Annotated in this window: 13 protein-coding genes; 3 read left to right on the top strand and 10 right to left on the bottom strand. The window is 59.8% G+C overall.

Annotated elements, in window-relative coordinates; translation table 11 throughout:
* Nucleotides 1-146 precede the first annotated feature (146 nt).
* The 8 genes from ABD919_RS00675 to ABD919_RS00640 all read right to left on the bottom strand — a co-directional run bounded on the left by ABD919_RS00675 (nt 147) and on the right by ABD919_RS00640 (nt 7,964).
* Nucleotides 147-1,211, bottom strand: a complete 1,065-nt coding sequence (locus ABD919_RS00675; protein ID WP_345232846.1) for a branched-chain amino acid aminotransferase — start codon at nt 1,209-1,211, stop codon at nt 147-149.
* A gap of 299 nt (nt 1,212-1,510) precedes the next feature.
* On the bottom strand, nt 1,511-2,059 hold the full coding sequence (locus ABD919_RS00670; protein ID WP_345232845.1) for a cob(I)yrinic acid a,c-diamide adenosyltransferase: 549 nt from the start codon (nt 2,057-2,059) through the stop codon (nt 1,511-1,513).
* Between the two features lie 39 nt (nt 2,060-2,098).
* Nucleotides 2,099-2,470 carry a four helix bundle protein gene (locus ABD919_RS00665; protein WP_345232844.1) on the bottom strand — a complete coding sequence of 124 codons (372 nt, stop codon included), beginning with the start codon at nt 2,468-2,470 and terminating at the stop codon, nt 2,099-2,101.
* Nucleotides 2,445-3,173, bottom strand: coding sequence for an ABC transporter ATP-binding protein (locus ABD919_RS00660; RefSeq protein ID WP_345232843.1), 729 nt, complete (start codon nt 3,171-3,173; stop codon nt 2,445-2,447). Before ABD919_RS00660 ends, ABD919_RS00665 begins: the two co-directional genes overlap by 26 nt.
* Nucleotides 3,174-3,184: 11 nt before the next feature.
* On the bottom strand, nt 3,185-5,959 hold the full coding sequence (locus tag ABD919_RS00655; RefSeq protein WP_345232842.1) for a tetratricopeptide repeat protein: 2,775 nt from the start codon (nt 5,957-5,959) through the stop codon (nt 3,185-3,187).
* A gap of 3 nt (nt 5,960-5,962) precedes the next feature.
* Nucleotides 5,963-6,250, bottom strand: a complete 288-nt coding sequence (gene gatC, locus ABD919_RS00650; RefSeq protein ID WP_345232841.1) for an Asp-tRNA(Asn)/Glu-tRNA(Gln) amidotransferase subunit GatC — start codon at nt 6,248-6,250, stop codon at nt 5,963-5,965.
* A gap of 68 nt (nt 6,251-6,318) precedes the next feature.
* The gene (locus ABD919_RS00645) at nt 6,319-7,116 is read right to left on the bottom strand and encodes a lysophospholipid acyltransferase family protein (RefSeq protein WP_345232840.1); all 798 of its coding nucleotides are present in this window, start codon (nt 7,114-7,116) and stop codon (nt 6,319-6,321) included.
* Nucleotides 7,117-7,388: 272 nt separating this feature from the next.
* Nucleotides 7,389-7,964: an NUDIX domain-containing protein gene (locus ABD919_RS00640; protein WP_345232839.1), complete on the bottom strand. Its 576-nt coding sequence runs from the start codon at nt 7,962-7,964 to the stop codon at nt 7,389-7,391.
* A 450-nt stretch (nt 7,965-8,414) separates the two neighbouring features.
* Here ABD919_RS00640 and ABD919_RS00635 point away from each other — a divergent pair, with 450 nt between their 5' ends.
* Together ABD919_RS00635 and ABD919_RS00630 are read left to right on the top strand one after the other, a co-directional pair.
* Complete coding sequence (locus ABD919_RS00635) at nt 8,415-8,666, top strand: hypothetical protein (protein ID WP_345232837.1); 252 nt, start codon at nt 8,415-8,417, stop codon at nt 8,664-8,666.
* Nucleotides 8,667-8,805: 139 nt separating this feature from the next.
* Entirely contained in the window at nt 8,806-9,381 is a 576-nt protein-coding gene (locus ABD919_RS00630; RefSeq protein ID WP_345232836.1) for a ribonuclease HII, read from the top strand.
* A 78-nt stretch (nt 9,382-9,459) separates the two neighbouring features.
* On the opposite strand, the gene ABD919_RS00625 is transcribed toward ABD919_RS00630, so the two are convergent.
* Together ABD919_RS00625 and ABD919_RS00620 are read right to left on the bottom strand one after the other, a co-directional pair.
* Nucleotides 9,460-9,903 (bottom strand): response regulator, encoded by a 444-nt coding sequence (locus tag ABD919_RS00625; protein WP_345232834.1) that lies wholly within the window; start codon nt 9,901-9,903, stop codon nt 9,460-9,462.
* A 50-nt stretch (nt 9,904-9,953) separates the two neighbouring features.
* On the bottom strand, nt 9,954-11,510 hold the full coding sequence (locus ABD919_RS00620) for a sensor histidine kinase (protein WP_345232832.1): 1,557 nt from the start codon (nt 11,508-11,510) through the stop codon (nt 9,954-9,956).
* Nucleotides 11,511-12,051: 541 nt separating this feature from the next.
* Between ABD919_RS00620 and prfB the strand changes: the two genes are divergently transcribed.
* Nucleotides 12,052-13,129 (top strand): peptide chain release factor 2 gene (gene prfB / locus ABD919_RS00615; RefSeq protein ID WP_345232830.1). Its coding sequence is split into 2 segments (ribosomal slippage): nt 12,052-12,102 and nt 12,104-13,129, totalling 1,077 coding nucleotides; the frame shifts between segments, so codons are not numbered across the junction.
* The last annotated feature ends 241 nt before the right edge of the window (nt 13,130-13,370 follow it).

The raw sequence follows: 13,370 nt of genomic DNA, 5'->3' as shown, positions 1-13,370 counted from the left end.
GGCGCAAACTGCGAGCTGCAATTATTCGGGCCCTTCGGCCCGGTGCTGCCTTTGTGAGCCCGAAAAGAAATACTGCGCGCAGCCGAAGCAGCTTTACCGCTTCTACTGCGCGCAGCATTTATTACCGGCAGGCTTAGCCTGGCTGCCTACACCTTCACCATCCAGCTGTGGCTGTCGGTGGCTTCGCCGCTGCGAATGGCTTCCAGGGCTGCGCTCACGCGCTTGGAGAAGGCATCCGGGCCCACGGTGGGCAGGTCATAGTCGTGGCCCTCAAAGCCGATGGTGGCAATGGGCGCGATGGTAGCGGCCGTGCCTACCCCGAAGGCTTCGTGGAGCTTGCCCTTGGTGAGGGCGTCCATGATTTCCAGGCTGCTCACTTTGCGCTCTTCCACGGGCATGCCCCAGTCGCGGGCCAGCTGCAGCACGCTGCGGCGGGTGATGCCGTCGAGGATGGAGGTGCTCAGGGCGGGCGTCACCACCCGGCCGTCTATTACGAAGATGGCGTTCATCGTGCCCGACTCCTCCACGTACTGGTGCTCGGAGGCGTCGGTCCACAGCAGCTGGTGGTAGCCTTCGTCCTGGGCCAGCTTGCTGGGCATCATGGCGCCGCCGTAGTTGCCGGCGGCTTTGGCAAAGCCCGCGCCGCCCTCGGCCGAGCGCACGTACTTCTGCTCGAAGCGCACGCGCAGGGGCTTGTTGTAGTAGGCGTTGACGGGGCAGGTAAAAATCATGAAACGGTAGGTATCCGACGGCCGTACCCCGATAAAGCCATCGGTGGCGAACATAAAGGGCCGGATGTAAAGGGAGCTGCCTTCCTTGGCCGGCACCCACTTCGCGTCGAGGCGAATCAGCTCCTTCAGGCCCTGCATAAACAGCTCCTCGGGAATAGCCGGCATGCACATGCGCTCGGCCGAGGCATTGAGGCGGGCCCAGTTGTCGAGGGGGCGGAACAGGGCCACGCCACCGTCGGCCTGCTGGTAGGCCTTCATGCCTTCAAAAATGGCCTGCCCGTAGTGCAGGGCCGAGTTGGCGGGGCTCACGGCCATATCGCCGTAGGGCACAATCTGGGGCTCCTGCCATTCTCCGTCGCGGTACTCCACGGCAAACATGTGGTCGGAAAACACCTTGCCGAACTCAATGTGGTCCAGGTCGACCTCCGCAAGGCGGGATGCCGTGGTGCGCTGAATGCGAATGGGGAGAATGTCTATCATATCGTGGGGGCGGAACTGGTATTCCGAATACGAAGAATGAAAGGGTGTGGGTGGGATTTAGAAAAGTAAGGGAAAGGTCGGAAAATTTTTCAGACTACGCCGCGCCGGGGCGAACGAACGTTAGCCTACAGTAGAAACCCTTTAACGCAGATAAAAGCAAAGTCGTGCAATTTGTATGGAATGGCGGCTCTGCAGCCTATACTTTTCCCTGCACTGCCTGCAATTTTCAGCCAAAATTTCAGGCAGACTTAAACAGAGCTCGATTAGAAAGTGGCGGCAGAGTCGCGTTGGATTGCCAGTTACACGCGTGGTTTCCAGGTTACTTCTTCCACACCCAGCTCGTGAGCCATGTAGCGGCTTAGCACAAACAGGTAATCGGACAGACGGTTCAGGTACATCACCACCAGCTCGGCCACGAAGGACTCCTCTTGCAGGTGAATCACCAGGCGCTCGGCGCGGCGGCACACGCAGCGGGCCACATGCCCGTGGCTGACCGTAGGATGGCCGCCGGGCAGGATAAAGGCCCGCAGCTCGGGCAGCTCGGCGTTCATGCGGTCCATCTCGTCCTCAAGCAGGCTCACGTCGGCCTCGTGCAGGTCGGGCAGCTTCATGCGCGACTTCTCCGGGTCGGCCGCCAGGGAGGAGCCGATGGTGAACAGGCGGTCCTGAATTTCCTTGAGCAGGGGCCGGCGCGGGGCGTTAATGTCCTGGTCGCGCAGCAGGCCAATGTAGGAGTTTAGCTCATCCACGGTGCCGTAGCACTCAATGCGCAGGCTGCTCTTGGGCACGCGGGTGCCGCCAATGAGGGAAGTAAGGCCTTTGTCGCCGGTACGAGTATAGATTTTCATTTATTCAATGAGCAATGAGTAATGAGCAATGAACCTGCTCTAAGCGCGGCCCGTGGTACGCAGAATAGAGAATAAGATGCGACAGAGCGTTTGGCAGTCGTCATGAAGAGAGCGAAAAAGCTTTTCATCCAGATACTCGGCTTCGTACAGTAAACGTAACCAGTAGCTGGTTTCCCGTGCTTCCTTATAGGCAATAGAGATTTTGGCCGAGAAGTCAGCCTTGGATATAGCTCCTACTGCTTCTTCTATATTCGCTCCGATTGAAGTACCGCACCGAATAAGCTGCTTCGAGATGATATACTCCTGCTGCGTGAGCCGCAGGTGCTTATTCAGCTTGAGCATGCGTACGGCAAAAGCAAAAGACTTCACCAAAACAGCGTTCTGCTTACTCTCCCATTGCTCTATGCTCATTGCTCATTGCCAATTGCCGATTCAGCTCATCTGACTCTACCAGTCCGTCGCGCAGGCGCACCACGCGGTGAGCGAAGCGGGCAATATCCTCCTCGTGGGTTACCATAATAATGGTGTTGCCCTTGGCATAAAGCGCCTCAAACAAGTCCATAATTTCGTGGCTGGTTTTGGAGTCGAGGGCTCCGGTGGGCTCATCGGCTAGCAGCACGCTGGGGTTGTTTACCAGGGCGCGGGCAATGGCCACGCGCTGCCGCTGCCCACCGCTCAGCTCGTTGGGCTTATGCGAGGCGCGGTCGGCTAGGCCTACCGAGCGCAGCGACTCCAGGGCCCGCTCGCTGCGCTCGCGCTTGCTCAGCCCGGCATAGATTAGCGGCAGGGCCACATTGTCGAGGGCGCTGGCGCGGGGCAGCAGGTTGAAGCTCTGGAAAACGAAGCCAATTTCCTTGTTGCGCACTTCGGCCAGCTGGTTGTCGCTCATGCGGCTCACATCCTGTCCATTCAGAATGTATTGCCCGCCTGAGGGTGTGTCCAGGCAGCCCACAATGTTCATCAGTGTGCTTTTCCCCGAGCCCGAGGGGCCCATAAAAGCCACGTACTCGCCCCGTGCAATCTGAATGCTCACCGAGCGCAGGGCATGAATTTCTTCGGTGCCCATGCGGTACACCTTGGAAATATTCGTCGTTTCAATAACGTTCGGGTTCATGAGAAAGCTTTTTAAGGGAGAGGAGACTCGATGGGAGCCGAGGAGAAAGACGCCGCAGCGGCTTCCCGCGCTGCCCGGTGCCGCCCGTATTCGCTCATTAAGGCGGCGTAGTCGGCCGGGCTTAGCTGCTGCCGCAGGGCACTCAGCGCATCGTTGGCATACTCGGTCAGGCCGGCGTCGGCGGCAGCCAGCACATAAGCCCGCAACAAGGCCGGCGCATCAGGGTTTTCGTCCAGGCCTTTGCGCAGGGCCTCGTAGGCCGCGGTGTGGTTGCGCTGCTGCTCGTAAAAAGCTGCCGCCGCCAGTACCGCTTCCTGGTTGAAAGGGGCCTCCTGCACTACCTGACTAAATAAGCGGGCGGCTTTCTCCGTTTGCCTGGCCTGCGCAGCGGCGCGGGCCTGGGCCAGCAGTGGCCCGCCCACCCGGGGCGTGGCTGTGCTAGTGGCAGCCCCCAGGCTACCATCGGCCAAGCGGTCCTGCAGCTGCCGGGCGGCCACGCGCATGGCCGAGTCGGGGCTTGCCAGCAGCCGCGCCGCCTGGGCCCGGGCCGAGTCGAGCCGGCCCGCCAGCCCGGCGGCATACGCCTGGGCCAGCGCGGCCGGAGCCCCGTGCTGCGTGGCCAGGCCCAGCTGGCTGGCAGCGGCTGCGTACTGCCCCTGCTGCAGCTGCCACAGCCCTAGCAGGTACTGGTAGTAGCCGGCCGTGGGGCTGGTTCCGGCCGTGAGCGGCGCCAGCGTCTGGCGGGCAGCCTGCTCCTGTCCGGCGGCGTGGCGGGTCAGGGCCTGCAGGAAAATCAGCTGCTCGTAGTAAGGCTCATTTGCGGGGCGCTCGTTCAGGCGGGCCAGCACCGGCAGCCAGGCCGTGCTGCGCTGCCGCGTCGCAGCCAGGGCACCGTGGTACAACTGGGCGAAGGAAGCCCCATCGAGGTCGGTGTCGGCGGGCACGTCGGCCGGTGCGGGGGCTTGGCTACTGGCTTTGCCCTGCAGCAAGCTGAGCAAAGCCAGGTTGCTGGCCAGGGCCGGCGCTTTAGCGGATGCCTTGAAGCCCATGGCGAGCTTTTGCGCTTCCGCCACCAGGTTTTGCTGCAGCAGGAAAGCCAGCTGGTTGGTTTGGCTGGCGTAGCTGCCGCGGTCCAGCTGCTCGGCCTTGTCGAGGTAGAAGGCTACCGAGTCGGTGAGGCTGGTCTGGGTGAAGCGCTGCGCCAGGGCGCCGGCCAGGGCAGCGCTGCGCGGCTGGGCTTTCAAGCCCTGGCGTAGCACGTCCAGCGCTTCAAACAGGTCGGCCTTGTCATTCAGAATAGCCGCCAGGCGCAGCGACACCTTCTCGGAAGGCTCCCGCAGCAGAGCCCGGCGCAGGGCATTGATTTCATTCTGCCGCTCCTGTCGGAAGCGGTAGAGCGCCGCCCGCCCCAGCTGGGCGTGGCGGTTGGCCCGGTACAGCACGTCGCCGCTTTCGGCGTAGTAGCGCTCGGCCAGCAAAGCCAGGCCTACGTCGTCGGGGCTGGTTTCGCTTTGCTGGCGGGTCAGGTCGCCCAGGTAGTTAAACTGCCCGGCGCTTACCTGGTCGGGCAAGGGGCGGCCGTTGCGCACCTGCACCATAATAATGGCGCCTATGGCCAGGATATAAACCGTGTAGAAAGGCATGCGCCGCGGCTCAAACACCACGCGGTACACCCGCAGCCGCTGCCGGATGAGGGGCATGAAGTTGAGCAGCACGTACAGCCAGAACGCGCCACCCACCATCAGCAGGGTCTGGGCCGTGAAGTCGCGGGCCGCAGCGAGCAAGGGCGTGTTGGCGCTGGCGAAAGCATAGCCCAGGGCACCGGCGGCGGCCATCACCAGCAAGGGGTACAGCTGGTCGGCCCCCTCCCGGTACGGCACCCAGGTAGTATACGATGCTGCCCGCAGCCGCAGCCCCAGCCAGCCCGTAAGCACGGCCGGCAGCAGAAACACCAGCGGGTCGAGGCTTAGGCCCGGAAACAGCTCCAGCTGCCCGCCATTCCATACCAGCCAGAACAGCACACCCAGGTAAAGGAGGCTGGCGGCCAGAAACGGCCCCAGGCCGAAGCGGCTGCTGGGCTGCTCGGCCTGGGCATTAAACCAGAGCAGGGCGCGGATATTCTCCAGCCCCACCCACAGCACCAGCAACGCCACAACTACGGCGCCGCCCGGCGTGGCGTAGGCCGCCAGCTGCAGCACGGTTTCAGCGGCTGTGTAGGCACTCTGGGTAAAAAGAAGCAAGCTCAGCCCTGCTACCAGGAACAGCAATATCACCCAGCGCCAGCGCAGGCTTAGCCCCTCAGCAAAGGCGTGCAGGCCAAAGGCCACGCCGCCCAGCGTGCCCAGCATCAGGTATAAAAAGTACCGCTCACTGGCCTGAAACACTCCCAGCGCCTCGGTGTTGAGCGACATCAGCAGGAAGATAACCGGCGCCATGCCGGCAATGAAGGTGCTGCGCGGCAGGGTACTCACCACCGCAATCCAACCGGCCAGGGCAAAGCCCAGCAGCAGCATAAAGAGCGTGGCCGCCACCGGCTGGGTAAAGGGGCCGGCCAGGTCGTGCGTCAGGCTCACGATAAAGCCGCTTACCTGCACGGGCAGCGCCCCCCCGGCTACGGGGACAGTATCCAGCGTGAGGGGCAGCTCACTCAGGGCCGGCACCAGCCGCAGCGGCACGGCGGCATCTTCGCCGGTAACGTAGTAATACCCGGCCAGCCCCAAGGCCAGGGCTGCCAGCAGAGCCAGCAGCCGGGGCCAGCGGCCCAGCGCTTGCGTTGTCTGCCCCACTACCTATTCCAGAACTTTGGGCACCCGGAAGTAGTCGGAGTCCTTACGGGGTGCATTGCGCAAGCCTTCCTGGTGGCTTACGGTATTGTGGGCTTCGTCGGGGCGCAGCACGTTCACCTCCTGCGAGAGGTGTACCAGCGGCTCCACGCCGGTGGTGTCCAGCCCTTCGAGCTGGGCCACAAAGTCCAGGATGTTGTTAAGGTCGCCCAGCATCTGCTGCTCGCGGGTTTCGTCGAATTCGAGGCGGGCCAGGTGGGCCAGGCCGCGCAGGGTAGCTATGTCGGTACTCACGGTTTTAGAGTTATGAGTTTTGAATTATGAGTAATGAGTTGGCAGCCGAAGTAGTTGAGCCACGGGGCTTAGGCTTCCATAGGGGCAGCTTTCTTCCAGGTGCTGGCTTCGGGCTTAACGGCGCCTTCCGGCAAAAAGTCTCCGGCAATCAGGGCCGCTACGCGCTGCTTGAGGGCGGGAATGTCGGCCAGGGTGAGGCCCGCAGTGGGTATGGGCTCGTGAAATACAATCTTGAGGCGGTGGTAGCGCACGCGCAGGCTGCCTTTCACATCGGGCATAAACATGTGGTTGAGCGGCATGCCCACGGGCACTAGCGGAACGCCGGCTTCAATGGCCAGCTGAAAGGCTCCGTCGTGAAACGGCAGCAGCTCGGCACCTGGCTTGGGCGAGATGCGGCCTTCCGGAAAGATAGCCAGGCTGTTGCCCGCCGCCAGGGTGCGGCGGGCCGCCACCATGGCCCGTCCACGGCTGACGGCACTGGCACGGTCTACCGTAATATATACACTGCCGAAAATCGGGCCCCACACCGGCACCTTGGCCAGCGAGGCTTTACCCATCATGTTCAAAAACCCGGGTATATTCTTGAACAGCAGCATGATGTCGACGTAAGAGCCGTGATTCGACACGTAAATGCAGGGCCGTGGGTCAGGCGCGGGACTGGCCCGCACCACTTCCACAGGCATGCCCCACATCCAGATGGAAAACGTCGACCAGCCGCGGTTGATAACCGGAATGAGCCAACGCAGACCATCCACCTTGCTGGCCAGCCACTGCACCGGAAATGTGACTACAAATGGCACGATAAACCAGAACGTAGCCCAGGTAGTGTATAAGCGGTGACCGATATAGCGAAGCAAATGGCGCATACCGGCAAAGTTAATGGATGAGGAGAGTTGCTGATGGGGTGATGGGGTGATGTGCTGCTTAGGTGATGAAGTGATGGGGTGATGAAGTAGAAAGAAGAACGTCATGCTGAGCGAAGCCGAAGGCGCAGGCTCAGCATCTTTACCACGAGAGTATATCCAATCAAATGGATTACTGCCTCGGGCAAGATGCTTCGACTCCGCTGTGCTCCGCTCAGCATGACGTTCTTCTTTCTACTTCATCACCCCATCACCAAAATCACCTCCTCAGCAACTCACCTTCCGGCCAGCACCTTTTCGGCTTTGAGCAGGCCGGCTACGCTTACACTATCGGTGATGCGGTCCTCCATCACCATGCGGACGGCTTCAGCCAGGGGCAGCTTCCACAGGCGGAGGTCTTCGGTTTCCTCGGGCTCGGTTTCGCCGTGCTCCAGGTCCTCGGCCAGGAACACGAAGCCTTCTTCATCGGTCACGGAGTTGGACGTGTGCAGCCGGGCAATTTTCGTCCAGCGGCGGGCACTAAGCCCGGTTTCTTCCTTCAGCTCGCGCTGGGCCGACGCCAGAATATCCAGCTCCACGGGCCCACCGCCCATGGGAATCTCCCAGCTGTACTCATTCAGGGCATAGCGGTACTGGCCCACCAGCCAGGTGAAACCTTCGGCATCGACGGGTACAATACCCAGCGCCTTGTTTTTCATCGTAACCACGCCGTAGATGCCCTGCCCGCCGCTTGGGTTTATCACCTGGTCCTCGCGTACCGAAATCCAGGGGTTCTGGTATTTCAGCTCTGAGCTGAGCGTCTGCCAAGGGTTATATTCTTCATCAAAATCCTTCTGCCCGGAGTTCAACATAACTTTATGCTTTCATATGGTAGGTCAGCCTCAAAAGTACGCTTCTCGGGGCTGCAATGAGGCAAATAGCCCGCAGCTTATTTTCCGGCGTCTGCCGAGTCTACAGTAGTATTGGCCGAGGTATTTCCTCCGTTAGTCCAAAAATGTTTGGAAACTTGGGTAGTCATTTCATAATTTTGAGTCATAAGTAACCCGCACGGGCTGGAAATGTGGAAAGGAAGGACCTCTCGTGCGGCGGCGTTCTGGTAGAAGAGGTGGGGTAGACACCTCCAAGCCGGACCCGCCACTTTAAGGTCGTCGCACTTGTGTGGCGGCCTTTTTTTGTGCCCTTTGCACTGGGCCTCTCCCCGGGCAATAGCCGCTTTAAAATCGACCCGGAGTTTAACCCGGAAGGGACTGCGGCCGTACCACGCTAGCCCGGCCGTCCACATTCCGGCCGCTCCCTTTCCCATGCCTACCTCCAAGCCCAAGCAGAACGCTAGCGAAAACGAGCACGACCCGCTCTTCAACCTGAAACACGCCCAGGCCGAAGCCGAGCTGGCCAAAAACACCGGCGGCCTTGGCCCTACTACCAACGTGTATATCACCACCGACGAGGAAGCCAGCATCGACGAAGCCAGCGTGCCCCGCGACAGCCAGGGCTTTATTCGTGGCGTACAAGAACCGGGGGTCATCGGCAGCAATGCCGGCGACCACAAGTAGGCACTCCGGGGCAGCTTCGCCCTAGCCAATTTCCTGCCCTTCCGGCCGCTCCTTCCCGCGGCCGGAAGGGCTTTTTGCTGCCAGCGGGCTGTTCACTGCGGGGGCCCTTATTTTTGTGGGCTATTCTGCCTAGCTGTCTATGCTTCTCGCCTCACTTTCCGGGCACCCCCACGAAGCCGGCCTCGATGAGGCTGGTCGCGGCTGCCTGGCCGGGCCGGTGTTTGCCGCCGCTGTCATTCTGCCGCCCGACTTCGCCCCGCGCTACCTCAACGACTCCAAGCAGCTCAGCGCCAAGCGCCGCGAGGAGCTGCGCCCGGAAATCTGCGAGGCCGCCATTGCCTGGGCCGTGGCCGAAGCGTCGCCCGCCGAAATCGCATCCATCAACATTGCCCAGGCCAGCTACCTGGCCATGCACCGGGCCGTAGCGGCCCTGCCCGTACGCGCGGCGCATTTGCTGGTAGACGGCAACCGCTTCCGGCCCTTGCCGGGTTTCGAGCATACCTGCGTAATCGGCGGCGACGCCATCTACCGCAGCATCGCGGCGGCCTCTATCCTGGCCAAAACCTTTCGCGATGAGCACATGCGTACCCTGGCGGCCGAGTACCCGCAGTATGGCTGGGACCGCAACGCCGGCTACCCCACCCAGGCCCACCGCGACGCCATCCGCGCGCACGGCCCCTGCGAGCACCACCGCCTGGGCTTCCGGCTGCTGTAGCTTATCTGCCACAAAACGCGAATGCCCGCTGCTTTCAACTCGCAGCGGGCATTCGCGATGGCAAGGCTACCGGGCCGGTTAGCTTTTCATTTTAATCAGGTCCAGAAACAGGCTGAATCCATCGACGCTGGTGCCGCCTTCGCCAAACTTATCGAAGCTCAGGGGCTTGATGATGTAGCCGCTTACCGCGAGCTCCTGCGCCTTAAGCCGGTCCGTTTCCAGGTCGGAGGTAGTCATAATAAAGACGTTCAGATTGACAAACTCCGGGTCGGAGCGCAGCACCTCCAGCAGTTCCAGACCGTTCATCCGGGGCATGTTGATGTCGAGCATCACGAGGCTGGGTTTCTCAATCTTTGGTTCACCACCTTCGCCACGCAGCATTTTCAGAGCTTCGCGGCCGTTACGGGCGTGCACCACGGGCACGTTGATGTTCTGACGACGCAGCTCACGCTGCACATTCATCACATCCATTTGGTCGTCTTCAACCAGCAGGATACTAGGTGCGGAATGGTCTGAGGGCATGGTATTGAAAAGTATCAGCAATGAGAATTGAAGCCGCAATTAAGGACGCATCAGGCAGAAGCCGGCGCCGCTACTGCAGCAGGAAGGGGTGCTTCGGCAGTTGTGGGCTTGGCACCAAGTGGCTGTTTGGGCCAGGTAAAGATGAACTTAGCACCACTCCCCTCGGCCGACTTGACCCCAATGCGGCCACCCTGGCGCTCGACAATTTTCTTGACTATCGCCAGCCCCACCCCGGTACTTTCGAACGTGTCTCGTTCCGTTAGGGTTTGAAAAATCACAAAAATTCGCTCGTGATACTCCGGCGCGATACCGGGTCCGTCGTCGGCCACCGTGAACAGGTAATAGTCACCCGCGTCGTCGCAGCCAATGCGCACGGTTCCCGTTTCCGGATGGTCGTGGTACTTGATGGCGTTGCTGATGAGGTTGGTAAACACCTGCTGCAGCTGCACGGCATTGGTGGTTAGCGTAGGCAGGAAGAATGGCAGCTCCACTTGAAATCCCGGGGGTGGGTTCAACGTATCGATGACGTCGCGCAGCAGGCTGCGTACAAACACCGTTTCGTTGGCCTGCGCCACCCGCCCCACCCGGGCCAGCTCCAGAATGCCGGTAATCAGATTCTCCATGCGGTGTACCCGCTGCCGCATCAGGCCCAGAAACTCCCGGATGCTCGGCGACAGCTGCTCCCGGCCAATGTCTTCCTCAATCCAGCGGGATGCGCTTTCTATACCCCGCAGGGGAGCTTTCAGGTCGTGCGACACCACGTACGCAAACTGGTCCAGCTCTTTGTTGCGGCTTTCCAGCTGGCTGATGTTGGCGCCTACCGTGCGGGCCATCACGTTCAGGGCATTGGTCAGCTCGCTTACCTCATCCTGCTCGGTGTCGACAATCTGAATGCTGTAGTCGCCCCCGGCCAGGCGGCGGGCCAGGTCCAGCATGCCCCGCAGCCGCTTCGCAAACAGGCGCACGATGTACACCGACCAGATAAGCCCAAGCACCAAAGCCAGTATCGCCAGGCTACCCGACAGCCACTGGGCCCGGGAAATACTTTGGTTAAGCCGCTGCCGTAGCACAATGCGGGTAGTGGCCTCGCGCTGGTCGAAGTCGGTAAGCAGCTGCCGGATATTGTCCATCACCTGCTTGCCCGCCAGCCCTTCGGCCAGCCGGCGGTGTGGCATGCCTTCCAAAGCACTCTGCTGCGGGTTGCGGCGGCGGGCCTCCCGCTTTTCCATCACCAGCATGTGGGTATAGCCGGCCCACTGCTGATACAAGCGCTGTACCCGGTCCACCAGCACAACCTGCTCGGGCTGGTCGGCCACCATATCCCGCAGCTCACTGAAACTGCCTACCAGCTCCCGCTCGCCCTCGTAGTAGTTTTCCAGCGCCGCCTCGTTGCCAATGAGTAGAAACCCCCGGAACCCGGTTTCCATATCAACGATGCTACGCAGCAGGTTTGCTCCTTTTCGCGACACCCGCTGCGAGGACTCCACTGCCTGGGAGTTGCGCAATACCTGCCCGGCCAGCTGATAATAGATTATCACCACGGCAGCAAACAAGGCCAGCAATAGTACAAAGCCTGCGAAAAGCTTGGTAGTAAGGTTGATTTTCATGAAAGTAAGCCCCAGCGCAAACGCGACGATTAGCCCGGCGTACGCAGCTTTTCCACTATGGTTTGCAGGCAGCCCCTTACCATCCGGTCAGGCCTGTCTTCAGCACGATAGCGCGTTGCCGCCGTTTGTGTGTAAATCTCAGTATGGTATAGCAGCTATAAGCCAGCCCTTTAAATAGCAGCTTTAGCCGCCGGAAAAAAAATCAGAAAAAAGCACTTTGGTGCTAAACCTTGTCAAAACTGTTTACGTAGGCGGCGCAAAGAGGACATTATCGCCTTTTTATCTTTTGTAAATGCAGCTCGGCCGGAAAATGTGTGGGTGCGTGGAATACTACCTGCTTTACCAATTTACTCCCATCTACTACTCCTTACCGCCTGAAGTAGTAGCGCTTATGCCAGGCAAGCCTGTTGCGGCCTGCCGGCCCCGAAAGTTCTCGTTTCTCGCTCCCTAAGCATAATTGGGTACTTTCGTGCATTCGCCGGCAGCTGCGGGCTTCCAAAGCTGCTTGGGCTGCTTTTAGCCCATCATCCTAATTCACCCAATGACCCAAGACCAGATTAAGGACTTGAAGGGCCGTGCTGAGGCCCTGAGGAGGTATCTTTGACTACGATGCTCGCAAAGCCCAGGTTGTAGAAGCCGAAGCGCAGACCATGGCTCCCGATTTCTGGGACGACTCCAAAGCAGCCGAAGCCGTTTTAAAGGAAATAAAAGCCACCAAAACCTGGACCGATGACTACGAGGGCGTACAGCAGGCCGTAGCCGACACGGAGGTGCTGTTCGACTTCTACAAAGAAGGAGACGTGACCGAAGCCGAGATGCAGGCCGACTTTGAAGCCACTTTGAAAAAGCTGGAGCAGCTGGAGTTTAAGCGCATGCTTTCGGAAGAGGAAGACCAGCTCTCGGCCATCATCGACATCAACCCCGGTGCCGGTGGTACCGAAAGCCAGGACTGGGCCGAAATGCTCATGCGCATGTACATCATGTGGGCCGAGAGCCACGGCTTTGGCGTGCGGCAGATAAGCTACCAGCCCGGAGAAGGCGCAGGAATCAAGTCTGCCTCCCTGGAGATAGACGGCGCCTTTGCTTACGGCTACCTGAAAAGTGAGATTGGCGTGCATCGTCTCGTCCGAATCTCCCCCTTTGATAGCAGTGGCCGGCGGCACACCTCCTTTGCCTCCGTTTTCGCTTACCCCGTCATCGATGAAACCATTAACATTGAGATAAACCCTGCCGACATTACCTGGGACACGTTCCGGGCCGGGGGCGCTGGCGGACAGAATGTTAACAAGGTAGAAACAGCCGTACGTCTTACCCACGCACCATCCGGCATCATCATCGCCGTCCAGATTGAGCGCAGCCAGCTGATGAACAAGGAGCATGCCCTTCGCATGCTCAAATCGCGCCTCTACCAGATTGAAATGGACAAGCGCCACGCCGAGCGCGACAAAGTGGAAGCCTCAAAGAAGCGCATCGACTTTGGCTCGCAGATTCGGAACTACGTGCTTCACCCTTACAAGCTCATCAAAGACCTACGAACCGGTATCGAGCGCACTGACGTGCAAAACGTCCTCGACGGCGACTTGGATGAGTATATCAAAGGCTTCCTGATGCAGAGTTAAACAAGCTTTTATTATCTACTTCCAAGCTGAATTTTTCAGTTATTTCTCAAATTATTTCTCACTTAACCCCCATTCCCTACTCTTGATAATGTTCCGATAATCAAGCCAAAATCCGGGTTTTGTACTGCTCATGTGCAATTCCTTGGTAACTCTCATCTAGATGGGAGTAAGCGTGGGAGTACAAGTAAACGCCAATTTTGTGCTATACTTGCCACATTCATGCATTTTTCACCCTTTTTTT

The organism is Hymenobacter saemangeumensis, assembly GCF_039541835.1.
Lineage (GTDB): Bacteria > Bacteroidota > Bacteroidia > Cytophagales > Hymenobacteraceae > Hymenobacter > Hymenobacter saemangeumensis.
Note: the sequence above shows the minus strand (reverse complement) of the source record. Positions and strands in the feature narration are given on the sequence as shown.